Here is a 22,707-nt window from a genome sequence, read left to right on the forward strand (position 1 = left end):
TGGAGTTGGTACACCGTAATGAGTACGGACACTGAACGTGTCGAGGAGGGAACCGCAACCTCCTTCCTCGAGTCGTGGCGCGACTGGTATCACCTCCCCGTCCTCGGGGTCGTGATGCTGTTTATGGTCTGGGTGCGTACCCAGTCATACAGCCGGTTCGTTACAGACGATGGCGCGCCCGCACTGGCGGGCGTCGACTCGTGGTATCACTGGCGGACGATCCGATGGACGGCTGAGAACTACCCCCATACGATGCCGTACGAGGTCTGGACGGGGTTTCCGTCCGGTAGCTACGTGGGCCAGTTCGGTACCCTGTACGACCAACTGATCGTCACCGCGGCGATGATCGTCGGCCTCGGCGATCCCTCGACCCAGACGCTGTACGCGGTTGCACTCCTTTCGATTCCCGTCATGGCCGCGCTCACCGCTATCCCGGTTTTCTACGCCGGCCGCCGACTCGGCGGGACGCTCGGTGGACTTGTTTCCGTGATCGTGCTCGCGCTCGTGAAGGGGCAGTTCCTCGCGCGCTCGACGGTCGGTCAACTCGACCACCACGTCGGCGAGATCCTCTTTATGGCGATCGCCGTCGTTGCGATGATGGTCTCCCTCACCGCTGGCGAGCGTGAGAAGCCGATTTACGAACTGATCGCCGACCGCGATTGGACTGCCCTCCGTACCCCCACGATCTACAGCGTTCTCGCCGGCGTCGCCCTCACGCTCTACATCTGGATCTGGCCGGCCGGGGTTCTGCTGATCGGCATCTTCGGCGTCTACTTCGCCGTCCAACTCATCCTCGACTACGTCCGCGGCGTCTCCCCGGACCACATCGCCTTCGTCGGTGCGGTCAGCATGGGCGTCACGGCGATCCTGACGACGTTGCTCATCGAGCGAATTGGTATTGGAGTCACTGGGTTCACATTACTTCAGCCGTTGACCGCTCTCCTCGTGGCCATCGGCTGTGTCTTCATGGCCTGGTTCGCCCGCGAGTGGAACAACCGTGGCATAGAGCGCCGCTACTACCCGGCCGCGATCATCGGCATCGCCATCGTCGGCCTACTCGTTATGCGGGTCGCACTGCCTACCCTCTACAGTACGTTCATCGGAAACCTTACGGGCCGCCTCATCCCGCTCAATCCCAGTACGGGGACGCTCACCATCGTCGAGGCCCAGCCGCCCGAGGACTTCTTCAACCGCGTCTTTACCGAGTTCGGCGCGGCGTTTTACACGATGCTCGCCGGCCTCGCGTTCCTCGTGATCCGACCGCTGTTCGGCCGGAAGTTCCGGGCCGAACACACGCTCATGATCGTCTGGTCGCTGTTTCTCATCAGCATGGCCGCGACGCAGGTCCGGTTCATGTACTACCTGCTGCTTGCGGTCGCGGTCGTCAACGCGGCGTTCGTCGCTGAACTCGTCCAACTCTTTAATCTCGACCTCGAGAGCAGCCTCTCCTCGCTCAAGCAGATCGAGACCTACCAGGTGATCGTCGTCCTCCTCGTCGTTTTGCTTCTCTTTGCGCCCTTGCTGCCGCCGCTCGCCCAGGCGACGGCCTGGCAGCAGGCTGAAGCTACGGGGCCGCATGGCAGCGCGATGACGTGGGACAGCTCGAACGAGTGGCTCCAAGAGAACACACCCGCGCCGGGCAATTACGGCGGGGCGAACAACGCTGACCAGCTTGATTACTACGGGACATACACACCCGGCGATGACAACTATGACTATCCTAAGGGTGCATACGGCGTCATGTCGTGGTGGGACTACGGCCATCTGATAACCACACAGGCCGAGCGAATTCCCCACTCGAACCCATTCCAGCAGAACGCGCGATCCTCGTCGGCCTTCTTCACCGCCGAGTTCGAGCAGCGCGGTGAGCTGATCATGGAGGCGATCGCGGAGGGCGAGCCCGTCGTCGGCAACTCGACTGACGAACTCCGGCAGGCGGTGTCGGACAACGAGTCCGGCGAGCCGATCAAGTACGTGATGATCGACGATCAGATGGCTGGCGGGAAATTCAGCGCGATCACACGGTGGACCGAGCCCGGCTACAGCCACTACGTCTCCAACGAGCAGTTCCGATTCGGGAACCAGACGACACAACTGCCGACCACGAACGAAAACTACGACAATACGACGCTCTCGTCGTTGTATCTCCAAGATGCGGAAGGAATGGAACACTATCGGTTAGTCCACGAAAACGCCAAATACTCGATTGTCGGCGGGATGGCATTCGGACAACAGAAAATCCCCCAATACTCACTGCCGCTCCGGGGATCCGGCTGGGACAACCAGACGCAAGCGCTTCAACGCCAACTCTCGCAGGCCCGCAATAACAATCAGGTCTATCGAGGGCTTGGTCGGCCTATCTGGGATGCCCATGTCGTCTCGTCAGTGAAAACCTTCGAGCGCGTTGAAGGGGCGACGATCACCGGCAGTGTTGCCGATGCCGCAGGCATTGACGCTGAAAACGCCACCGCCGTGGCTGCGGTCGAACTCGAGACCAACACCGGCCGGACGTTCACCTATAGACAACAAGCCGATGTCTCCGAGAACGGGAGCTTCGAGTTGACGGTCCCGTACGCGACCAACGACGAACTCACCGTCGAAGACGGCTACACGAACAGCAGCGTCGAGGCGACCGGCAACTACACCGTCAACGTCATCACCGCCGAGAATGGCAGTATCAGCCAGTACAGCGGGCAGACGGCTGTGCCCGAGCCCGCGGTGATCAACGGCGAGACGGTCGACGTCTCCCTCGAGGAAGTCGAGAACCCGTCGGACAACGAGAGTGCCGGCAACGAGAGCACCGGCAACGAAACCGACACCGACGGTACCGGTTCGGGCGACTCCTCTTCGTCGGCGGACGGAACGGCCGACAACGGGACCGCCGCCTCGCTCGAGCGGATCGCAGCGAAGCCGGCCCGCTGACGGAGACCGCTACCAGCCGACAGAATCGGTTCAGAAGGACGAACATTTTTGCCGGCGGTTGAGAAGCACCGTGTAGACGGTAAGTAGTAGCTCGCGGGCGGAGTATTCTCGCCGACGGCCATCGAGGGAGCCCTCGATGGCCACTATTTGAGATCGATTCTGAGTTCAATCTCCGACTTCAGTTCCGACGTTCGTTGATCCATAATAATACATATGCGCAAGCATAAGATAAATTTATTTCCAACGGCGACAACCATTGGCGTGTGATGCCTTCGAAAGACAGCATGAAGAACTACCTCGCACAGCATCCCCGAATGATCGGTGCCCTGTTCACCCTGTTCGTCCTGCTCAGCCAGGCCGGATCGGTCGCGGCGGGCACTACCTCGCAGGTTGGGCCCTAACGTCCCAGTCGTCAGCCGAAACGCGTCGTTCCGACGGCAAAGTCGTCCTTTTCTAAGAGAAGTCGCTACCCAAGAAGGCGAGACGGAGAGAAACCAGGACTGTTAGTCGATTTCGATCGAGCCGATGCCGTCGTTCCACTGCAGATCGCCGTCGACGAGCACCGGCAACTCGGTCCACGTGAGATACTCCTGTAGCGAATCGCGGTCGACCTCCGAAAACGGCGTCGTACCGGGACTGAGGTGGCGATCTTCGACCGCCTCGAGCGTCGAGGCTGTCGCCGTGCCGAGTTTGAACTCTTTGGTCGAATACGAGCGGATAGCGAACGCGAGGTCGTCACCGTCGCGGTCGAGGTCGATGATCGCCGGCGCGCCGCCGTCGGACTGGGCGATGTCCGCCGAGCCGTCGCCGACGACGAGGTACTGATCACCCAGGCCCGCGTTCGTCCGGGCGATCTCGAGCGCGCCCCGAAGCGGGAAACCGCGGTTAAGGAGTCTGGCCATGGTCTCGCCCGCCGTGACGGCGCGGTCGTTGATGACGTCGGCGTACGTGCTGACACCGCCGAACGCGCCGCGGCGAGTGAGTGCGAGCCCTTGTTCGTACGACCGGCACGCGTTGAGGAAGAAGACGCCCACGTCGACCGAGTCGAGCGTCCGAATATCGAGGTCGCCGTCCGGACATTGAAGCCCGTCCGCGGTCGCGTGGCCGATGTAGTGGAGGAAGTCGTACCCGCCGTCGGTGAGGAGAGTTGCGAGGCGATCCGTGTCGATCCCGAACTCCGAGCGGATCTCGAAAGGCAGCAGGTCCCGGTTTCCGTAGGTTTCGTCGAGGAGGTCGTGTTCGTCGATCATGCGCACGTCGTTGCAGACGAGCAGGATCTCGATCGATTCGCTGGGGTCGCGGTGCGCGAGTTGATTGCGGTATGCCTCAAGCGTCGCTTTCGACGCGCGCTGGGGGATCCCATCGCCGAACCAGGCGTGTTCGATGGCCTCGTCGGTGACTGCCGGGACGATGAACCGCGACTCGTCCGGACCCGACGAGGCCGACCGGGCCGTAGTCGCCTCCCGAACCAGCCCCGCACTCGCCGTCTCCGGCTGAGGGACGGCGTTCGGCGGGTGCCCGTGGGTATCGCGCACGATTCCGAGTTCGTTGACGATGAACGGCAGTAGCGTGGCGCTCTCCGGCTCGGCCGGCACGTGAGCGGTCAGTGGCCACCGCGGAACGTACGGCTCGATCGTCTCAAACGGGACATCGAGATACCGTTCGAGGCGCTGGGCCAGCGGCCGGTCGTACAGCCCCGCGAAGTCGAACGATAGCTCGTCCGCCAGAGAGGCCCGCTCGAGGAGTTCGTACCGGAAGACGCCCTCGGTTCGCGTGAGACAGTCTAAAAAGAAACACCGTTTCAGGAGGGTGGCGACGTCGTCTTCGAACGAGCGGTCGGTCGCGAGCGGGTAGTCGAACTGCGGCGTCTCGAGCATCGGCTCGGGCCCGGTCCGGATCGTCGCTCCGAGGAAAAACGCGAGCGGTGCGGCTTGAAACAGCGACGCGTAGTCGCGTGGCACGGTGAGGGTAATGTCGCTGTCTGCCGGCTCGACGGCGTCGGGAACGGCGAGTTCATCGCCGAGTTCGAGCAGCGGCGGATGGCCGCGCAGCGTCGGCCACGTCCGCTCTGGTGAGGTCGTTTTCAGGGCGGACGGGAGCGCGTCGACGGCCGTTGTCAGCGAGTCGATATCGGCCGGCGTGGTGATCGTCCCTACCGGTCGGTCGTGGAGTGACCGCGCGCCGAGGTCGATCGTCGTCTCCCGGTCGGTTGTGATCTGGATCGACGTCATCCCGATGTCGATCGTGCCCGGCGCATCGATCCGGCAGTAGAGCTTGATCGGGCCGCTCAGACCGACGAACTGAGTGCGATCGGCGAGCCGCGTCGTCTCGCCCGCGTCGAAGTTCGCTTCCGTGCGCCCGGTCTCGTCGTGAACGGTGACGGAGTACAGCTGATTGAACGCGAGGCTGTCGGTCTCGAGTCGGCAGGTCCGATCGACGGGGAATCCGAACTCGTCCGGGTCGACGGCGTTGACCGACGCTGATCCCGGTGTTTCGATCTGGAGGCGACGCTGCTCGATCGAATCGTAGATCTCGAGGCCGGCGGGAGTCGTCGTTTCCTCGAACGCGATCGTCATGGCTCGCCTGTGATCACCCCAACCATTCCGGCGCACAGTCAAAAAGGATTGTATCGACTCGGCTCACGCGCCGTCGTCGATCGACGCCGTCGTCAGCGCCCGGAACGCGATCGTCGGAAACCGCGACTCGACCGTGCTTGGCCGCCGGCCGGTGCCCGTGGCCGGTAACTGGACTCGCTCGAGGATGTCGCGGTCCGCGAGTTCGTAGAGGAACCGCTTGACCGTCCCGGCGGTCAGCGACGATCGGTCGGCGATGGCGGACGCGAGGTCGTCGATCGGCCGGTCGGTCGGCTCGAGGTCGGCGAGCACGAGTAGCGTTCGCTGCCGGGTCGCCGAGAGCGAGAGCGGACGGCCGACGTGAACGCCGTCGGCGGGCACGTCGGCTCGCGCCGCCTCGAGGTGGTGCGATTCGATCTGGGCCGCGTCGTCCTCGCGAGCGAGGACCGCGGCACCGAACAGGGCCGTGAGCGCGTCGTGAGCGTTTCCATCGGCCCAGGCGGCGAGGTCGCGAACGGCGTCGTGATCGAGCGCGCCGGCGGCGAGCCCCGTCGAGGCGCGGTCGGTGATCACGTCGACGAGTTCGTGATCGCGGTATGCTGGGACGGTGACGGTCGTCCCCGCATGTTCGTCCGGCTCTCGCTGGCCGACCGCGACGGTGGCGACGCTGTCCGCGACCGGCGCGAGCAGTTCCCGAACGGCGTCGATTCCGAGGGTTTCGGGTTCGTCGTGGTGATCGATCGCTACGACCGCATGCCGATCCGGCCGGGCGAGTCCGTCGCGGAGGCGCTCGCGCAGGTCGTCGGTCCCGACGCCGCTTTCGGGGACGCGATCGCTCGAGAGCCCCGAGAGCACGGCGCGATAGAAGGCGAAGGGACTCTGGACACGCCGGCCGTCGACGGTGACGAACCACGTCACCGGGTCAGTGCTCCCGGCTCGCGTCGTCGTGGCGATCGCGCGGTCCGTTCCGCCGAACTGCTCGTTTAGCGCGTCGAACAGCGCGGTCACGACCGCCGACGTCCCGGAGCCGGGCGGGCCGACGACCGCGACCGGCGGCGGCAACGTCCCCGCGAAGAGCGGCTCGAGCGCATCAAGCAACTGCTCGAGGACCGGCCCTCGGCCGACCGGCTCCGGTCGGTGCACGACCGGGGACAGGTGGTCGCGGTCGACGATGATCCGTCCCTCGTGGGCCGATCGCCGCCGCGAAATGCGTTCCTGAAGGTCCATTACGTCGCGTCGTCCCCCCGAGGTCCGACGAGCGCCGCCTCGAGCACCTCGAGCGTGTGGGTGATCTCGTAGCCGGTCCCGTGTTCCATCTGCATCGAACAGGTGGGACACTCGGTGAGTCCCTGCGTTGCGTCCGCGTCGTCCATGTGATCGAACATCTCAGACCCGATCTCCATGGAGGTTTCGTAGTGTTCCGCCTTCCAGCCGTAGGTGCCGGAGATGCCAGAGCAGGAGTCGCCGACGTCGTGAGCCGCGACGCCGTCGATGCGGTCGAGCAGTTCGACCGTCTGGCCGTCGAGGCCCTGATTCCTGGCGTGACACGGCGCGTGATAGGCAAAGTCGTCGAACTCGTCGTCGACCGAGGTCTCCTCGAGTTCGCGCTCTATGTCCTCGTGGACGCGGAGGTACTCGAGGGCGTCCCAGGTGTTCGCCGCGACGTCCTCGACCCCCTCGAAATCGAACAGTTCGGGGTACTCCTGGCGGAGCGACATCGAACACGAACTACAGGAGGCGACGATATCCGCGCCGTCCGCGAGCGCATCGCGGAGTTCGCGGACGTTCGTCTCGGCCGATCGGCGCGCGTCCGCGAGCATCCCGTTGGCGAACATGGGGGTTCCCGAACAGTCCTGTTCCGGAACCAGAATCTCGTAGCCGAAGTGCTCGTAGACCCGCACGAGCGCCTTCGCGACCTCAGGGGTGTTGTAGTTCGCATAGCAGCCGTGGAAGTAAGCGATTCGCTTATCGTCGCTCTGGACCTTCGCGCCACCCCTCGCGGCCCACCACTCCCGGAAGGTCTCGGTCGCGAACGTGGGGAACTCCCGTTCGCCGGTGATCCCGAGCAGTTTCTCGCCCAGCCACTGCGTCGCCGACAGCCCCATCACGAAGTTGGCCGTCCGCGGGAACATCGATCCGAGCGGCGCGAGTCGCCGGTAGTTCGCGAGGAGACGGTTGCGAACGTACTCCCGCGAGAGTTTGTCCATCTGTTCGTCGACGTACTCCCCTCGAGCCGTGTTATGCATCTGCGAGAGCGGGACGTCGGAGGGGCAGGCGCTGTCACAGCGCATGCAGTTCGAGCACTTCATCACCGAGTCGTCGATATCGTGGTCTTCGCCCCGTTTGAGCCGCCACTGCTCGGGCCCCTGGAACTTCGGCCCGGGGAACTCGTCGTCGACCTCGGCGACGGGACAGTTCGTGTCGCAGGTCGAGCACTTGTAACAGCCGTCGGCTCCTGGGCGGAGATCCATCTCCTCGGCCTCGGGGAACACCTGAATCGGCTCGAACTCGTCGTCGCCCGGTTCGTCGTTCTCGATCGATACGCCGTCGTCGGCCGGTCGCTCCGCGTCGCTCATTGAATCACCAGTGTCCGTCCGTCGTCGGTTAGTTCGGATCGCGCGTCGGTATCCCGTCCGTCGCCCGTTCGCGATCGTTCGATACCGCTACTCGAGTCGCGTTCTCCCGCCGTCATCGACACCCCTCCGCGGCGCGCCGGCCCGCCACGTACCCCGTCGCGAGCGAGACGCCGCTGCCGGACTTCTCGGCCGCGAAGTCGTAGCCACCGAGCACCGCGCCCGCTGCGCGGAGGTTCGCAAACTCCAGGGCGTCGGCCGCGTCGAGCGGCCGGAGATCGCGGTCGACGGGAAGTCCGAACCGCGCGTAGGGCTGGTCGCCGAAGACGTCGTCGACGAACCAGTCGTACCGGTCGGCCGAATGGGGAACGTGGCAGTCGAAGATCGGCTCGGAGACGCGCTCGCGATCGGACTGGACGCCCTTGCCAACCAGCCCGCCCGTCGCGAGCACGTACTGCTCGGCCCGATGCGGAATCTCGGTGCCGTTGCGGTCGACGATCGCGCGATCGATCCGCTCGGGATCGGCGGCTCCCGTCTCGCCGCCGGTCTCGTAGTCGACGACCGGCACGCCCGTCGTCAGTCGGACGCCGGCCGCTTCGAGCGCGTCGTACAGCAGGTCCTCGAGGCGCATCCCCGGGAGGCTCGGCGGCCCCATCGGGACCTCGAAGACGTCGACGCCGAGTTGGTCCGCGAGGGCGGCTCTGACATCGGCGGCGCGTTCGTCCCCGAGGACCGCGGGGAAGCCGACGCGTGCCTCGCCCTCGAGATGTGGTCGGACGATCTCGGCGAGGGCCTCGCGGGCGGTCGTCTCGCCCGCCGCCGTCGCCACGGTCTCATCGCGGTCGAGCAGGTGAGCGTAGCGGGTGACTTTCGCGTCGTCCCGGGCGATGCCGGGAAACCGAACCGTGACGCCGCGGGCCGAGAAGGGAACGCCGGCCGCCTCGAGATGGGGGGCCGCGAGCGGGGCGTCGAAGTCCGGCAGCGTCTCGAAGCCGACGAGCAGCGCGTCGCGGTCGTCGCTCGCGAGGCCGGCGGCGCTCGCCGCCGGATACCGTGCAGTCGGCTTGACGGTGCCGCTGTGGGTCGGAACGAGCGCGTTCGCGTCCGTATGCGCACCCTCGTACGCGTCGCCGGCGATCTCGTCGAAGAAAGCGAGGGCGTCACGGACCGATTCGAGCCCCACCCGTTCGTAGGGGTGACCGTTCGGACAGTCGTCGACGGCCGTAAACGGGTCGTCGAGTAGCCCGTCACCCGCCGGCGCGTATCCCAACACGTCGATCAGCCCGCTGGCGTGGCGGAGCGTGCTCTGTTTGGCTGAGACGAGCCGAACGCTCACACCGCGGTCTGCGGCGGCGAGCGCGGCGGTCGCCCCGGCCAGTCCGCCACCGATAACGAGGACGTCGTCCTCGATGGCCATTCAGCGACCCCCTCCGTCGAACGCCGCGAAGTCGATCTCGGCCGATCCGTCCGCGGGGTCCCGGTCGCGGTTCATCGTCGCCGCGTACAGGGCGTAGTTGAGCATCGCCTGCGAGAGCTGTTCGCCCCACAGCGCGTGGCGCTGTCCCTTCCAGCGCTCCCGAACGAGGTCGTCGAACGCCTCGCGGACCGTCGCCTCGTCGTACTCGGGGTGTAGTTCGTTCGCCACAGGCCGACAGCAGAACCCGCCCTGACAGTTCCCCATCGAGGCCCGCGTCCGGATTCGAACCGCGTTCAGATCCGATCCCGATCCCTCGATCGCGTCGCAGACCTCCGCGCGCGTGACGCCCTCGCACTGGCAGAGCACCGGATTCGCATCGTCCGTCTCGAGCACCTCACGCGCCCGGCTTCCCAGCCGTTGTTTGCTCCGGCGGGCGATCGGCGAGCGCAGGCCAAAATCGTCCATCCCGGCCTCGAGCGTCTCGATGTTCTCGCTGCCGGGCAGCGGTTCGTCGGCGGTGACACAGGTCGCGGTCACCCCGAGTTTCTCGCAGACGTGGTCCGAAATCTCCTCGGCCATCGCCCGGTAGGTGGTGAACTTGCCGCCGACGATGCTCGACATCCCGGAGACGCCGTCGCGATCGGCGTGATCGAGCAGGAAGAAATCGCGCGTGATGTCAGTCGGGTCCGCGGTGCCGGTCCCCGGCGGTTCGTACAGCGGGCGGACACCCCAGAAGGAGCGGATCGTCCGGGCTTCCTCGAGAATGGGGACGAGTTCCGAGAGGGTGTCGATCATCTGCTCGACCTCCCACTGCTCCTCGGGGTAGTCGTCGGGATCTGCGACCTCCTCGTCGGTCGTTCCGAGGATAGCCGTCGTCTCGTGGGGGACGACGATGTCCGCGTCGCCTTTCGGCCGGCAGCGGTTGATCACGGTGTCGACCTGCCGGACGTTCATGATCGTCATCACGCCCTTGGAGGGCCGAACCTCGATCTCGAGATCGGCCATCGAACCGATCTGCCCGGCCCACGCGCCGGTCGCGTTGACGACGTACTCGGCGGTGATCTCCTCGGTGGTGCCGGGCGCGCCGTGCGTTCGCGTTCCGGGGCCGGACTCGTGGCGCACCCGCGCGCCGGAGACCTCGTCGCCGTCGCGCAGGAGGTCGATCACTTCGGCGTGGGTCTCGATTCGCGCGCCGTGGGCCTCGGCGTCGATCGCGTTCGCGACGCAGAGTCGGAACGGATCGACCGCGCCGTCGGGGACCTCGATCGCCCGCTCGATATCGTCGGCGAGGTAGGGCTCGATCTTGCGCGCTTCCCGCCCCGAGAGCACGCGGGCGGGAATCCCACACGCCCGGCACCCCTCGAGTTTCTCCCGGAAGTAGTCGTCCGAGTCCTCGGGGCGCTGGACGAACAGACCGCCGGTCTCCTCGACGCAGTGACCGGCGATCTCTCGGAGGATCTCGTTTTCCTCGATACACTCGCGCGCGCTGGCCTGGTCGGAGACGGCGTACCGCCCGCCGCTGTGAAGCAGGCCGTGCATCCGTCCGGTCGTTCCGTCGGTGAGGGTCCCTCGCTCGACGAGCGTGACAGAGAGCCCGCGCAGCGCCAGATCGCGGGCGATGCCACAGCCCGTCGAGCCGCCGCCGAGGACGAGGACCTCGGTATCGCGTGCCATTTCTTCGTCGGCCTCTACGGTCACCCCCACCTTCATTTTATCGACGATGCGGGAGCTCCGATAACGATCACACGACGTCCGATGGACCGGCGCTGTCGGTTTCACACTCGAGTCGGCCACTGTAACCGCGAAGGTGGGGCCTCACGGCAGTGAAGCGCCCGTTTTATCGGGAATCAAGGCCGCGTTCTCACCACCATAGGTAATGAAAACTGAGTTACGTATTTGGCAACATTTATAATGGTCGTCATAATCGTTTATCGATATCATGCGATCGCCAGTAAAGGAATCGCGTGTTGTTGACGGGTGACCACCTATGACAGACAATACATACGTCGGTGCGGTCGATCAGGGAACGACCGGGACCCGCTTTATCGTCTTCGATTACGGCGGGCAGGTCGTCGCGAACGCGTACGAGAAACACGAACAGATCTACCCGGAACCGGGCTGGGTCGAACACGATCCGCTGGAGATCTGGGAGAACACCAAAGCCGTCATCGAGCAAGCGCTCGGACAGGCGGGAATCAGTCCCGACCAACTTGAGGCCATCGGCGTGACCAACCAGCGCGAGACGACGCTGCTGTGGGACGCCGACACCGGCAAACCGGTCCACAACGCCATCGTCTGGCAGGACCGGCGGACGACCGACCGCGTCGAGGAACTCGAAGACACGGGTCTGGTCGAGACCATCCGCGAGAAGACCGGCCTCGAGGCCGACGCCTACTTCTCGGCGACGAAAGCCGAGTGGCTGCTCGACAACGCCGATCCGATCAAACTCGAGCGCTCGCGGCCGGCAGACGTCCGCGACCGCGCGGAAAACGGTGAGGTGCTGTTTGGCACGATCGACACGTGGCTGATCTACAACCTCACGGGCAAACACGTCACCGAGGTCACGAACGCCTCGCGGACAATGCTGTACAACATCCACGACCTCGAGTGGGACGACGAACTCCTCGCGGAGTTCTCGATCCCCGAGGCGATGCTCCCGGAGGTGCGGCCCTCGAGCGACGACGCCACCTACGGCACGACCGATCCAGCGGGCTTTCTCGAGGCCGAGGTCCCGGTTGCGGGCGCGCTGGGCGATCAGCAGGCGGCGCTGTTCGGCCAGACCTGTTTCGACGCCGGCGACGCGAAGAACACCTACGGCACCGGTTCGTTCTTCCTCATGAACACCGGGGAGGAAGCCGTCGCGTCCGATCACGGCCTGCTGACGACGATCGGCTTCCAGCGCTCGGGCGAGCCGGTCCAGTACGCGCTGGAGGGTTCGATCTTCGTCACCGGTGCCGCGATCGAGTGGCTCGAGGACATGACGCTGATCGACGACCCGGCCGAGACGGCGGAACTGGCCCGCAGCGTCGACACGACCGACGGCGTCTACGTCGTTCCCGCCTTCACCGGGCTGGGCGCGCCCCACTGGGACCAGCGCGCCCGCGGCACCATCGTCGGGATGACCCGGGGAACGCGCAAGGAACACGTCGTCCGCGCGACGCTGGAATCGATCGCCTACCAGACCCGCGACGTGGCGGAAGCGATGGAGGCCGATTCGGGGATCGATATGACCTCGCTGAAGGTTGATGGCGGCGCGGTCAAGAACAACTATCTCTGTCAGCTCCAGTCGGACATCATCGGCTCGGAGATCGTCAGACCGGTCGTCGACGAGACGACCGCGCTGGGTTCGGCCTACGCGGCCGGACTTGCCGTCGGCTACTGGGACGACCCCGACGAACTCCGGAGCAACTGGCAGGTCGACGCGGAGTTCGAACCCGAGATGGACCCTGACGAGGCCGACCGTCGGTACGACCGCTGGTCGGACGCCGTCGACCGATCGCGCGACTGGGCGCGGGACGCGGAGGAATAACCCATGCTAGTGCCGCTGTTCCAAGTTCCCGTCGTCGGAATGGAACTCGAGGCGTTTGCCGTCTTGCTGATCGCCGCCCTCGCCGGCGGCGCGTTCGGCGCGGCGCTTGGCGCGCTGCCCGCGTTCGTCTTCACCGGGTTTGTCGTCTTCCTCGGCGAGGGACTGGCCGTCCTCGAGGGACGACTCGGCGGGCTTGAGGCCGTCCCCGCCGGTGATATCGCGACCGGCGTCACCGACACGATCGGCTTCGGTGCGGTGACCGGCCCACACATCGCCTTCGCCGGCGGCGTCGCGGCGACGGCCTACGCCGGGCGGAAGTATCCCGAGATGGAGCCCGACGACTGGGATTACCACTTCGGGAAGGACATCCTGTACGCGTTCGGGACCAAACCCGACATCCTCGCGGTCGGCGCGATCTTCGGCGCGCTCGGAATGGTCATCACCCAGGTACTGAGCGGACTCGGCTTCCCGACGGACAACATCGCGCTCTCGGTCGTGGCGACGGCCTTCCTGGCGCGACTCGTCTTCGGCTACCCGCTCGTCGGCAGGGTCGGGGGCTCCAGCGTACTCGATATGTCCCCGTTCGAGCGCGAAGAGACGCGCGTCGCGGCCGACGGCGGGACCGAGACCGACCGGTTAGCGACCGAACCGTGGCTGTCCCACCAGTACGAGTGGGGCGGCGTCACCGCAATCGGGATCGTCGGCGGGATCCTCGGCGGCTTCATCTGGCTCGAGACAGGGAGCATTTTCATGGGCTATGCGATCTCGGCGATGAGCCTCCTCTTTCTCAACCTTGGCGTCGAGAAGATCCCGGTCACTCACCACATCACCCTGCTGGGAGCGGTGGGCGCGGTCATCGCGATGCCGGTCGTCGGAAGCGAACCGGTCGTCCTGCTCGTCGCCGGCGTGTTCGGCGCGATCAGCGGTCTCATCGGCGAAGTGAGCCAGCGTGTGTTCTACTCGCATTCGGGAACGCACGTCGATCCGCCGGCGATGGCGATTGCGGCGTTCATGTTCGTCCTCGGCGTTCTCTATCTGGCCGGGATCCTCCCCAATTCGGCCTATCTCGGCATCTAGCCGCGATTCGTCTTTCGATTCGTCTCGACGACGTATCGCGATCGAAATTGTCGAAACAGTTCGATGCGCGATACGAGCGACTCTCGAGAGTCACGTGAAGCTATCGTCGCACTCGGTGGCTACGATCGCGCCTCGAGCGGTACGTGCGGGCGATACGCACTTGCCGATGAGGGTCAATCGTACGGGAAATCGCTCACCCAGATCTCGATGCCACTGCCGATGTCTCGAAGCGAAACGTACGAATCACCGACGGCGAACGACACGCCCGCAGCGACATCCGAATTGAATTGAAACACCCTGTTGAGCGCCGACGGGTCGATGACGTCGTAGAGGCGAAATTCGGCCTCCATCAGGTCGATATCTTCGTGTTCGGCGACCGCGTCTAACACTGCCGCACTCAGCGGTCGGTTCTCGTCGACTACGTATAGGTGATGTCGTTCGCCGTCGTACGTGCCAGGCGAGACCATAACAATAAAATCACACAGTCCGCTACTCATAGACCTTCTCGTAGCACGTGCAGCGTCGTTAGTCGCGTTCTCACCCCCTCTACCCTGGGAAAAGCGGTGAACGGTGAGGGCTCTAAGAGACGGACAGTCCACACCCGGACCGAACACAGGTCCCGGAGGAAACGGACGTCGACGAGACCGCGAAGCGTCGTTCCGACCGGGCAGCCGATGGGAATCCTCGAGCGTCCGAACCGACTCTTTTAGGCTGCCCGGCCCTCGAGTGACGCTATGGCAGCCGATCCGCCGCTCGTTCTCGACGTCGACGGGACCCTAACTCGCCCTGACGGCTGGGGCATCGACCCCCGCGTCTTCGACCCGCTGCGCGAGTGGGACGCGCCCGTCATGATCGCCACGGGGAAGGCCTTCCCCTACCCCGTCGCGCTCTGTCACTTCGTCGGGATTCCGGAACTCGTCGTCGCCGAAAATGGCGGCGTCGTCTACACCGGCGACGACGTGTTCTTCACCGCCGACCGCGAGGCCGCTCAGGCCGTCGCCGAGGAGTACCGCGCCGCCGGCTACGACCTCGGCTGGGGCGAGGAAGACACCGTCAACCGCTGGCGCGAGACCGAAATCGCCGTCAACTTAGAGCAGCCGATCGAGCCACTGCGCGAGATCGCCGCCGCCCACGGCCTCGAGGTGATCGACACCGGCTACGCCTACCACGTCAAGGACGCTGCGCCGAACAAGGGCGACGGCGTCGCGCGGATCGCCGACCACGTCGGCGTCGACCTCGCGGACTGCGTCGCCGTTGGGGACTCGATCAACGACGCGTCGACGTTCGACGTCGTCGGCCGGAGCTTCGCCGTCGGGAACGCCGACGCGGCCGCCACAGACGCGGCCGACGAGGTGCTCGACGACGTTCACGCCGACGGGACGCTGGCGGTCTTCGATCGGATTCGCGACTCGTCATAGTGGCCGTGTCCGTTCGGCGGGCGGTGGCCGGTGAGATCCTCAGTCGACCGACAGCGACTGGCGTTGTACCCCTCGTATCCGGTATGGAAGGTCCTCTGCGTGCTCGGAGAGCATCTCGAGCAGCGGTTCGATATCGTCGAAGCGGGGTCCCTTGGCGACCCGGTTTTCTTCACGGTGCCACTCGATCAGGTTGCCCTCGGCCAGCATCGGGAGGTGACAGTGGCGTAGCTCGGCCACCTGCGCGTCACGCATGACGCCGCTGATCGCGATGTCATCGGGGAGCCGGCCACCCGTCTGTCGAGTGCAGTCTCGCTCGAGGAGAGCGAGTAACAGGCAGCGTCGGTAGTCGTTCGCGACGATGGTGAGGAGGTCATTGATCATCGGATTGAGCTACCGGACGCGTCGTGTTGAGCCTATACCCTTTCGTCGCAAGGATTCTCACAGCCATCTGGACGATGAATGCTCCGTCGAAATCGGCTGAATAAACGCCGTTGTTGTTCGGACCATCACACGACGGTCTCGTCTCTGACGGTGCGAGCGACCCGCGGACGCGGGACCGTCGCGCCGGCCGTCCGTCACTCACCGTTTTCGAACACGTCGTCGAACCACTGTTCGGGGACGAGACGGAGCTGCCCGTCCGCTTTCAGGGACTCGGCGGTGACGAACGCGATCTCGTCACCGGAGGTAACGGCGGTGCCCCCGCCCGCCACGGCGTCCCAGTGGTTCAAGACGGTGTCGGGGATCGTCAACAGCCGGTCGCCGTCGATCTCGCTGCTCGCGACGTAGCGGATCCCGTCGCGGTCCTGAATCGGATCGAAGCGCTCTGAAATGACGACGGCGTCGTCCTCGTCGCGGATCCCCCAGAACGCCTCGGCACTGAGCGACAGCACGTTCCGGTTGAACGCCTCCTGTGGAACCGGAATCTCGCTACTGTGTTCGTCGAACGCCGCCGCACCTAGTCGCTCGTACGCGTCGGGTTCGGGAATTTCAGCCTCTGTTTCGGATTCGGGAATCTCGTCTTCCGTTTCGGGTTCGGTCTCGGTCTCTGCTTCGAACGCCGCCTCGGTCTCGGTGACTGCCTCCTCGACGTCAGCTGCCGCATTCGAGGCCGCCTCCTCGAGGTCGGTGGTGGAATCGACGACCTGCTGCGCCTCGGCACCGCTGGCATGGCGGTCGCCACCGGAATCACCCTCCTCGAGATCGCCGATATCAGGCGCGGTGCTGACGATGTCGGTTTGGTCGACGGCGGCTCCGTCGCCGGCGTGCTCGTCGATCGGCCGCCCCAACTCGAGTGCGATTGCGACGAGCACGCCGCCGAGTGCGAGTTGGCCGAACGCGCGCTCACGGTCGCCGCGCCGAAACGCGCAGACAGCACCGAGGAGGCTCACACCGCCGCCGACGCCCACGATAAGGCCCAGTCCGCCCCCATCTCGGACGACTTGACGTGCTCGCGAGACGTAGCGTCCGCCGCTTGCGTCGCTCTCCTCGGCGCTTCCGACGGATTCGTCGTCGATCTCGGTGTTCGTATCTGTATAACGCATGGATTCGAAACGTCGCGATTCGGTGTTGCGCTCAGCGCTCGTCGCTCGAGTCGCCCTCCGAGCCCTCGGTCATCGCGTCCGTCTCCGACTCGGCCGCGGACTGTACGTCGTTCATATCGAGGGCGGAGCCGACGTCTTCCTCGTCGATCGCCCGCTCGAGCGTCTCCGATTCGGTCACCGCACCCAGCCCCCGTTCCTCGACGGCGGATTTGACCTCGCCGGCGTCGATCGCCGACTCCACGCCGGTGGCGTCGGCGTTCGTCGACCGTTTGAGCGCGCGTCGGACGATGAGATACCCCGCCAGCGCCGCGCCGCCGGAGGCGACCGCGCCCGGAATCCCGTAGCGCTTGTAGCCGAACGTGACCGCTTTCTTGCCGATCGTGTATGCGCCGATCATAGCCGGAAACTGGATCGGAACGGGGAAGAGAGCGCGGCTTTCGTAGGGAAGGATCGCGGAATGGAACCGACTCTCAGAATCCTTTTCCCGTCGTTCGCGTAATCTCGGATATGGTCGCGCTGCAGGGGGTCGCTGTCGGGCTCCTCGGGGTCGTCGTCGCGCTGGGTTGTGCAGGTGCCGTCTATCGAGATGCGACGGACGTGGGAGTCTCGAGACCACGCCTCTGGTCGGGGTTCGTCTTCCTCGCCTGCGGCGGCGGGCTGGCCCTCTATCTCTCGCCGTTGGACGTGCCGATTCCGGGGTTGCTCGTGATCGTCCTTGCCGGACCGGCGCTCTACCTGTTCGAGCGGGACGACGCACAGCACGGCGACGAGCCGGCCGATCCACACGCGCTGCCGAACGCGACCGATGCGGACGAGTCGGCACGCGATCGTCGCAACGACGAGTAGCCGGTCGCCCCGGGTCGGCTGTCGCGGATCGTGCCGCCGACCGCTCGAGGGCCGACACACCACACGCCTTTTGCCCGCGCCGGTCTAATGCCGGCACCATGAGCGACTCCGCGAACTCCGGGGGGGACGGCGCGAACGCCGAGGCTGACGGCGGGCCGGCACAGGTCTCGAGTCCGGACTATCACAGCGAGAACCACACGGCCGCCCAGACCTGCGGCTGGACGGCCAACGCCCTTCGGGGCGAAGGGAAGTGTTACAAGAACATCTTCTACGGGATCGAATCACACCGCTGTATTCAGATGACGCCGGTCGTCCGGTGTAACGAGCGCTGTGTCTTCTGCTGGCGCGACCACAACGGCCACGCCTACGAACTGGACGACGTCGAGTGGGACGATCCCGAGGCCGTCGTCGACGCCTCGATCGACCTCCAGAAGAAACTCCTCTCGGGATTCGGGGGCAACGACGAGGTCCCACGCGAGGTGTTCGACCAGGCGATGGAGCCGCGCCACGTCGCCATCTCGCTGGACGGCGAACCGACGCTGTACCCCTACCTGCCCGAACTCATCGAGGCCTTTCACGACCGCGATATTACCACCTTCCTCGTCTCGAACGGCACTCGGCCCGAAGTGCTCCGGGAATGCGATCCGACCCAGCTCTACGTCAGCGTCGACGCCCCCGAGCGCCACACCTTCGATGAGGTCGTTGGCGCGATGGAAGACGACGCCTGGGAGAACCTCCTCGAGACGATGGCCGTCCTCGCGGAGAAAGACGAGACGCGCACCGTCCTTCGAACGACCCTCGTCAACGGTGAGAACATGCATCATCCGGACTGGTACGCCGGCTTCTACCAGCAGGCCGATCCCGACTTCATCGAGCTCAAGGCGTACATGCACGTCGGCCACTCGCAGGGCCGACTCGACCGCTCGGCGATGCCCGATCACGAGGACGTCGTCGACTTCGCGGAATCGGTAGCCGCCCACATGCCCGAGTTCTCCGAAGTCAAGGGCGTCCCCGCGTCCCGCGTCGCACTGCTCTCGAAAACGGCCGATACGTGGGTTCCGAAACTGAAGAAGGGAAGCGACTTCTGGGCGCGCGATCCCGTCACCGGCGACTAAACGCCTCATTTGCCTCGCTCACGGCGTCTTTTCCGGTTCGGTGTTGGCGGGGCGTTCGCACGGACATCGTCTCGGCCGCGGAGATCGCCGGATACGATCGGCAACCGCGACGCGGAACCGTTCGAAGGGCCGTGTCACCGGATCCGTGACGGGCGACTACAGAACGTGATCCGCTGGGCGCTGGCCGTCAACTGTGTCGGCTTTGCGCTCGCCGACGCTTACAGCTCGAGTCGCGAACTCCGAACCACGCCCTCGATGGTCACGCGGAGTTTGCGGCTGATAATCGCCAGTGTGACGCCGTAGACTGCCGCACCCAGTGCGACGATGGCGAGCAGGTGGTACCAGCGGTCGATGGTGATCGCGTCGGCCGTCGGGACGACCGCGACGAACATGAGAACACTGGCACCGAACTGCTCTAGCAGCGTCCGCGGGAACAGGTCCGTCTCCGGAACGTGGCGCTTGACGACGTACGCGACGAGGACGTACCGGAGCGTCTCCGCGGCGATCGTGGCGATGACGACGCCGATCGCGCCGATTGCCAGCGTCAGCGCGACCCCGAGGACGATGTTAAGCCCGAGCGTCAGCGCGGAGATGCGGGTGTTGCTGTCGGGACGGTCGATACCGTCGACGACCTGCGAGAGGGTCCCGCTCTGGGTCCGGACGAGCTGGTAGAGCGCCAGCCCGACCAACAGCCCCGCCGCGTCGGCATACTCAGGGCCGTAGAAGGTGACCACCAGCCGCTCTGACAACGCCAGCGCGCCGAAGAACATCGGGATCGCGACGATGCTGGCAAACGCTAGCGTGTTCGAAACGTCCTCGCTCAGACCCTCGCCCTTGCTGTGGCGGTGACTGATGCGGGCCATCAGGCCGCTCGAGGCGGCCATCATCACGAACGTCGCGGGAACGGTGAGCTTGAACGCGACCTCGTAGTCGCCGGCGGCGGCGGGGGCCAACAGCCAGCCAAGCAAGAGCACGTCGAACCGGTCGTAGGCCGTGCCCAGCAGCGAGTTGACGCTGCTGTACCTGGCGTACGCCCAGAGGTCCTCGAGGGTCGCCCGCGACGGTCTCGCGGGCGACGTCGGCACGAAGTACCAGAGGACGGGCAGGGAGAGGAACGTCGCGGCGGCGAGCCCGTAGGCCATCCCGGCGGCACCGAGCCCGAGAAGTATGAGCCCCAGTTGCAGCGGGAAGGTGAGCAGCGAGCGCAGCGTGTCGGTCCACGTCGACGCGCCGACGAGACCCCGGGCCTGCACCACGCTGTCGATCGGCTCGTAGAGGGCGACGGCGGCCATCAACACGACGAACAGGATCGGGGCGTCGGGCAGCCCCGTGTAGGACGCGAGCCACGACGCGGCGACGGCCACCGCGCCGGCGCTGAGGAGGATCCAGCCCGCAGTAAACAGCAGTTGACTGCCGAGCAGTTCCTCCTTTGGGGCCTCCGTCTCGGAGTAGCGCTTCTTGACCGCGGTTCCCCAGCCGATCACCGCGCGGTCGGCGATCTTGACGAGCGCGAACAGCAGGTAGTACCCGCCGAACGCCGTCGGGCCGAGGATGCGCGCGAAGACGATCGTTCCGACGAAGCCGACGGCCGCCATGGTAAACTTCGCGACGGTGGCCTTGACGGTCTCGCCGCCGAGGCTCACGCTCGAGGCGTCGGTCATTCGATGTAGCCGAGTTCGCGTAGTCGGTCGGTCGGCATCTCGATGGCCTCGTCTACGTCCGCGCCCGTAGACGTGTCGGTCGCGGCCCGCGATTCGACCCACGCCCGGACGTCGTAGACCGAGTTCGGCCGGCTCTCGGCGGTCGCGCTCGCGTAGGCCCGCCAGGAGTGACTCGCGGGGTCCTCGCCGGCGTCGGGCGGGTAAAAGGCCGTTCGCATGCCGTGGTCGGACAGCAAGAGGAGTTCGTCGTCGGGGCCGAGCGCGTCGACCACCTCGTCGACGAAGCCGCCAATCCGCTCGTAGGCGCGCCGGAACGCAGCCTCGTCGTCGGCGTAGGCGTGGCCCGCCGCATCGAGCGCGTGGACGTGGACGCCGGCGACCGAGACGGGGTGGTGCAGCATCTCGCGGGCCCAGCCGAACTGCTCGGCCGACTGGCCGAACAGGTCGCGCTCGAACTCGCTGCGGCCCATCCCCTCGGAGACGGCGTTCATCAGATCCCAGGCATACTGGAGCGGCCGGCCGTCGTGGACGCCGGGCCAGTTGTGGACGACCGCGTCGTCGGCGTCAAACATGGACTCGCGGTCGGTCTCCCCGATGCGCTCGCGCTCCCCCGTTCGGGTCCGGACGAACTTCCCGAGCGTCCCGCGCGTGCCTTCGGAGAGGCGACCCGTAAACCGGGAGGCGAACTCGAGGGCGGGATTGTCCCACTCGCTTGTCCCGGCGGCGGAGATGCCGTGTTCCTCCGGCCCCAACCCGGTCGCGACGGTCGCCCACACCTCCGGCGTGTACGGCACGGGCTTGGTGTGGGCGTATGTCTCGAGCGAGCCCGACGACTCGAGGCGGAAGGCGTCGATATCGAAGTGGTCGATCAGGCCCTCGTCGAGTGCGTCGAGCGCGAGGACGAGCACCGTCATACGTAGCCGAGATCCTCCAGATCTTCCTGCAGCGCCTCCTCTTTGACGACGTACTCCGGATCGAACCGCTCGAGGGCGCGCTCGAGGTCGGGATCGCTGGCCGGCTTGCCGGTTTCGAGCGAGATCGTTCCCTCGCTCGTCGCCAGTAGCTCCCCGTTCGTCGCCGCCTTTCGGTCACCGTAGGCCGCGAAGGCCCGCTCGCGCTCGAGTCGGCCGACGCCGTGTTCGCGCCCGGTCAGTACCGAGGGGACGTCGATCAGCGAGACGACCTCGCCGAGGTCGGGGGCGTTCCGGGTACCAAAGGGGACGTGGAGCAGTTCCGGGCGTAACTCGCCGGGGTGGCCCCACAGGCCGTCCTCGCCGAGCAACTCGCCGTGGTCGGCACAGCAGACGACGCGCGTATCGTCGGGAATCGATTCCCAGAGGGTGCCAAGCGCCGCGTCGAGTTCGGTAATCTCCTGACGGTAGAGTTTGCGAACGAGTTCCGCTTCGGACTCGCTGCCCCGGCCCGCAAGCACGTTCCGCGTGACGCGCTGGGCCTCGTCGCGGCTCACGGGCGCGTCGTCGGGGTCGTAGGGGTGGTGGGGTTCCATGAAATGGAGCCAGCCAAACCACGATTCGCGGCCGTCGATCTCCCGGCGGAACGCGTCGATCACGTCGTTGGCCCGGCGGAACGACTTCTCGACCTCGCCGACGAGCCCCTGGAGTTGCTGGTAGCGGTTCCACCCCCAGGTCGCGACGCGGTGGGGGAGCGTCCCGCGCTGGAGCAAGACCGCCCCCTTGTCTTTGAGCGACTCACCGCCGCCTTTCGGCGACGCGAAGGAGTCGAAGCCGGCGTTGTAGCCGTACTCCGCGGAGAGCAAGTGGTTCGTCGTGACGCCCGCGCTGTAGGGTTCGAACTCGTGGGCGACGCTGCGCTCGCGCTCGAGTCCGCCACCCGAGGCGTACTCACCGCCGACGATGGCGGGGAAACTGCCCAGCGTCGCGGTGCTGGTCGCGAACGCCCGGTCGTGAGTGCGCTCGAGAAAGTCCGTCGTCCGGGGCATATGCTTGAAGTGATCGTGGCGCAGCGAGTCGATTGTGACGAGCAACGTTCGGTCGTGGATCGTGTCATGTGCCAT

Annotated in this window: 19 protein-coding genes; 7 read left to right on the plus strand and 12 right to left on the minus strand. The window is 65.8% G+C overall.

Features of this window, described 5'->3' with window-relative positions; genetic code table 11:
• The first annotated feature begins 18 nt into the window (after window positions 1-18).
• Together ACJ70B_RS14580 and ACJ70B_RS14585 are read left to right on the plus strand one after the other, a co-directional pair.
• Window positions 19-2,922, plus strand: a complete 2,904-nt coding sequence (locus ACJ70B_RS14580; protein WP_408957717.1) for an oligosaccharyl transferase, archaeosortase A system-associated — start codon at window positions 19-21, stop codon at window positions 2,920-2,922.
• Between the two features lie 266 nt (window positions 2,923-3,188).
• Window positions 3,189-3,323 (plus strand): hypothetical protein, encoded by a 135-nt coding sequence (locus ACJ70B_RS14585; RefSeq protein ID WP_408957718.1) that lies wholly within the window; start codon window positions 3,189-3,191, stop codon window positions 3,321-3,323.
• Between the two features lie 102 nt (window positions 3,324-3,425).
• Here the strand turns inward: ACJ70B_RS14585 and ACJ70B_RS14590 are convergent, their stop codons facing one another.
• The 5 genes from ACJ70B_RS14590 to glpA all read right to left on the minus strand — a co-directional run bounded on the left by ACJ70B_RS14590 (window position 3,426) and on the right by glpA (window position 11,159).
• Entirely contained in the window at window positions 3,426-5,498 is a 2,073-nt protein-coding gene (locus ACJ70B_RS14590; RefSeq protein WP_408957719.1) for a hypothetical protein, read from the minus strand.
• A gap of 63 nt (window positions 5,499-5,561) precedes the next feature.
• On the minus strand, window positions 5,562-6,722 hold the full coding sequence (locus ACJ70B_RS14595; protein WP_408957720.1) for a Cdc6/Cdc18 family protein: 1,161 nt from the start codon (window positions 6,720-6,722) through the stop codon (window positions 5,562-5,564).
• Complete coding sequence (locus ACJ70B_RS14600) at window positions 6,722-8,071, minus strand: anaerobic glycerol-3-phosphate dehydrogenase subunit C (RefSeq protein WP_408957721.1); 1,350 nt, start codon at window positions 8,069-8,071, stop codon at window positions 6,722-6,724. The genes ACJ70B_RS14595 and ACJ70B_RS14600 overlap by 1 nt, the downstream gene beginning before the upstream one ends.
• Window positions 8,072-8,183: 112 nt before the next feature.
• A complete protein-coding gene (glpB, locus tag ACJ70B_RS14605) occupies window positions 8,184-9,485 on the minus strand; it encodes a glycerol-3-phosphate dehydrogenase subunit GlpB (RefSeq protein WP_408957722.1) in 1,302 nt (433 codons plus the stop codon).
• Window positions 9,486-11,159 (minus strand): anaerobic glycerol-3-phosphate dehydrogenase subunit GlpA, encoded by a 1,674-nt coding sequence (gene glpA / locus ACJ70B_RS14610; RefSeq protein WP_408957723.1) that lies wholly within the window; start codon window positions 11,157-11,159, stop codon window positions 9,486-9,488.
• Between the two features lie 313 nt (window positions 11,160-11,472).
• Between glpA and glpK the strand changes: the two genes are divergently transcribed.
• Complete coding sequence (gene glpK, locus ACJ70B_RS14615) at window positions 11,473-13,014, plus strand: glycerol kinase GlpK (protein WP_408957724.1); 1,542 nt, start codon at window positions 11,473-11,475, stop codon at window positions 13,012-13,014.
• A 3-nt stretch (window positions 13,015-13,017) separates the two neighbouring features.
• Window positions 13,018-14,091: a hypothetical protein gene (locus ACJ70B_RS14620; RefSeq protein WP_408957725.1), complete on the plus strand. Its 1,074-nt coding sequence runs from the start codon at window positions 13,018-13,020 to the stop codon at window positions 14,089-14,091.
• Between the two features lie 173 nt (window positions 14,092-14,264).
• Here the strand turns inward: ACJ70B_RS14620 and ACJ70B_RS14625 are convergent, their stop codons facing one another.
• On the minus strand, window positions 14,265-14,558 hold the full coding sequence (locus tag ACJ70B_RS14625) for a HalOD1 output domain-containing protein (RefSeq protein ID WP_408957726.1): 294 nt from the start codon (window positions 14,556-14,558) through the stop codon (window positions 14,265-14,267).
• 267 nt (window positions 14,559-14,825) lie between these two features.
• Here ACJ70B_RS14625 and ACJ70B_RS14630 point away from each other — a divergent pair, with 267 nt between their 5' ends.
• Window positions 14,826-15,509: an HAD-IIB family hydrolase gene (locus ACJ70B_RS14630; protein WP_408957727.1), complete on the plus strand. Its 684-nt coding sequence runs from the start codon at window positions 14,826-14,828 to the stop codon at window positions 15,507-15,509.
• 39 nt (window positions 15,510-15,548) lie between these two features.
• Here ACJ70B_RS14630 and ACJ70B_RS14635 read toward each other — a convergent pair whose 3' ends face one another.
• The 3 genes from ACJ70B_RS14635 to ACJ70B_RS14645 form a co-directional block, all read right to left on the minus strand.
• The gene (locus ACJ70B_RS14635) at window positions 15,549-15,890 is read right to left on the minus strand and encodes an ArsR family transcriptional regulator (protein WP_408957728.1); all 342 of its coding nucleotides are present in this window, start codon (window positions 15,888-15,890) and stop codon (window positions 15,549-15,551) included.
• A gap of 194 nt (window positions 15,891-16,084) precedes the next feature.
• Window positions 16,085-17,050 carry a hypothetical protein gene (locus ACJ70B_RS14640; protein WP_408957729.1) on the minus strand — a complete coding sequence of 322 codons (966 nt, stop codon included), beginning with the start codon at window positions 17,048-17,050 and terminating at the stop codon, window positions 16,085-16,087.
• Window positions 17,051-17,081: 31 nt separating this feature from the next.
• Complete coding sequence (locus ACJ70B_RS14645) at window positions 17,082-17,447, minus strand: hypothetical protein (protein ID WP_408957730.1); 366 nt, start codon at window positions 17,445-17,447, stop codon at window positions 17,082-17,084.
• Window positions 17,448-17,557: 110 nt separating this feature from the next.
• Here ACJ70B_RS14645 and ACJ70B_RS14650 point away from each other — a divergent pair, with 110 nt between their 5' ends.
• Together ACJ70B_RS14650 and twy1 are read left to right on the plus strand one after the other, a co-directional pair.
• On the plus strand, window positions 17,558-17,896 hold the full coding sequence (locus ACJ70B_RS14650) for a hypothetical protein (protein ID WP_408957731.1): 339 nt from the start codon (window positions 17,558-17,560) through the stop codon (window positions 17,894-17,896).
• A gap of 98 nt (window positions 17,897-17,994) precedes the next feature.
• Entirely contained in the window at window positions 17,995-19,011 is a 1,017-nt protein-coding gene (gene twy1, locus ACJ70B_RS14655) for a 4-demethylwyosine synthase TYW1 (protein ID WP_408957732.1), read from the plus strand.
• A gap of 218 nt (window positions 19,012-19,229) precedes the next feature.
• On the opposite strand, the gene ACJ70B_RS14660 is transcribed toward twy1, so the two are convergent.
• From ACJ70B_RS14660 to ACJ70B_RS14670, 3 genes are read right to left on the minus strand one after another with little or no spacing between them, the layout of a single operon-like run.
• Window positions 19,230-20,672: a lipopolysaccharide biosynthesis protein gene (locus ACJ70B_RS14660; RefSeq protein WP_408957733.1), complete on the minus strand. Its 1,443-nt coding sequence runs from the start codon at window positions 20,670-20,672 to the stop codon at window positions 19,230-19,232.
• Window positions 20,669-21,586: an alkaline phosphatase family protein gene (locus ACJ70B_RS14665; RefSeq protein ID WP_408957734.1), complete on the minus strand. Its 918-nt coding sequence runs from the start codon at window positions 21,584-21,586 to the stop codon at window positions 20,669-20,671. The genes ACJ70B_RS14660 and ACJ70B_RS14665 overlap by 4 nt, the downstream gene beginning before the upstream one ends.
• Complete coding sequence (locus tag ACJ70B_RS14670; RefSeq protein WP_408957735.1) at window positions 21,583-22,707, minus strand: sulfatase-like hydrolase/transferase; 1,125 nt, start codon at window positions 22,705-22,707, stop codon at window positions 21,583-21,585. The genes ACJ70B_RS14665 and ACJ70B_RS14670 overlap by 4 nt, the downstream gene beginning before the upstream one ends.

Source organism: Natrinema sp. 74 (assembly GCF_046097095.1).
Taxonomy (GTDB): domain Archaea; phylum Halobacteriota; class Halobacteria; order Halobacteriales; family Natrialbaceae; genus Natrinema.

Bases quoted from the DNA above. Each gene is read 5' to 3' on its own strand.
- ACJ70B_RS14580 (WP_408957717.1), top strand. From the start codon at position 19: ATGAGTACGGACACTGAACGTGTCGAGGAGGGAACCGCAACCTCCTTC.
- ACJ70B_RS14635 (WP_408957728.1), bottom strand. From the start codon at position 15,890: ATGATCAATGACCTCCTCACCATCGTCGCGAACGACTACCGACGCTGC.
- ACJ70B_RS14625 (WP_408957726.1), bottom strand. From the start codon at position 14,558: ATGGTCTCGCCTGGCACGTACGACGGCGAACGACATCACCTATACGTA.
- glpA (WP_408957723.1), bottom strand. From the start codon at position 11,159: ATGGCACGCGATACCGAGGTCCTCGTCCTCGGCGGCGGCTCGACGGGC.
- ACJ70B_RS14670 (WP_408957735.1), bottom strand. From the start codon at position 22,707: ATGGCACATGACACGATCCACGACCGAACGTTGCTCGTCACAATCGAC.
- ACJ70B_RS14630 (WP_408957727.1), top strand. From the start codon at position 14,826: ATGGCAGCCGATCCGCCGCTCGTTCTCGACGTCGACGGGACCCTAACT.
- ACJ70B_RS14590 (WP_408957719.1), bottom strand. From the start codon at position 5,498: ATGACGATCGCGTTCGAGGAAACGACGACTCCCGCCGGCCTCGAGATC.
- glpB (WP_408957722.1), bottom strand. From the start codon at position 9,485: ATGGCCATCGAGGACGACGTCCTCGTTATCGGTGGCGGACTGGCCGGG.
- ACJ70B_RS14620 (WP_408957725.1), top strand. From the start codon at position 13,018: ATGCTAGTGCCGCTGTTCCAAGTTCCCGTCGTCGGAATGGAACTCGAG.
- ACJ70B_RS14600 (WP_408957721.1), bottom strand. From the start codon at position 8,071: ATGAGCGACGCGGAGCGACCGGCCGACGACGGCGTATCGATCGAGAAC.
- ACJ70B_RS14650 (WP_408957731.1), top strand. From the start codon at position 17,558: ATGGTCGCGCTGCAGGGGGTCGCTGTCGGGCTCCTCGGGGTCGTCGTC.
- twy1 (WP_408957732.1), top strand. From the start codon at position 17,995: ATGAGCGACTCCGCGAACTCCGGGGGGGACGGCGCGAACGCCGAGGCT.
- ACJ70B_RS14645 (WP_408957730.1), bottom strand. From the start codon at position 17,447: ATGATCGGCGCATACACGATCGGCAAGAAAGCGGTCACGTTCGGCTAC.
- ACJ70B_RS14585 (WP_408957718.1), top strand. From the start codon at position 3,189: ATGCCTTCGAAAGACAGCATGAAGAACTACCTCGCACAGCATCCCCGA.
- glpK (WP_408957724.1), top strand. From the start codon at position 11,473: ATGACAGACAATACATACGTCGGTGCGGTCGATCAGGGAACGACCGGG.
- ACJ70B_RS14640 (WP_408957729.1), bottom strand. From the start codon at position 17,050: ATGCGTTATACAGATACGAACACCGAGATCGACGACGAATCCGTCGGA.
- ACJ70B_RS14595 (WP_408957720.1), bottom strand. From the start codon at position 6,722: ATGGACCTTCAGGAACGCATTTCGCGGCGGCGATCGGCCCACGAGGGA.
- ACJ70B_RS14660 (WP_408957733.1), bottom strand. From the start codon at position 20,672: ATGACCGACGCCTCGAGCGTGAGCCTCGGCGGCGAGACCGTCAAGGCC.
- ACJ70B_RS14665 (WP_408957734.1), bottom strand. From the start codon at position 21,586: ATGACGGTGCTCGTCCTCGCGCTCGACGCACTCGACGAGGGCCTGATC.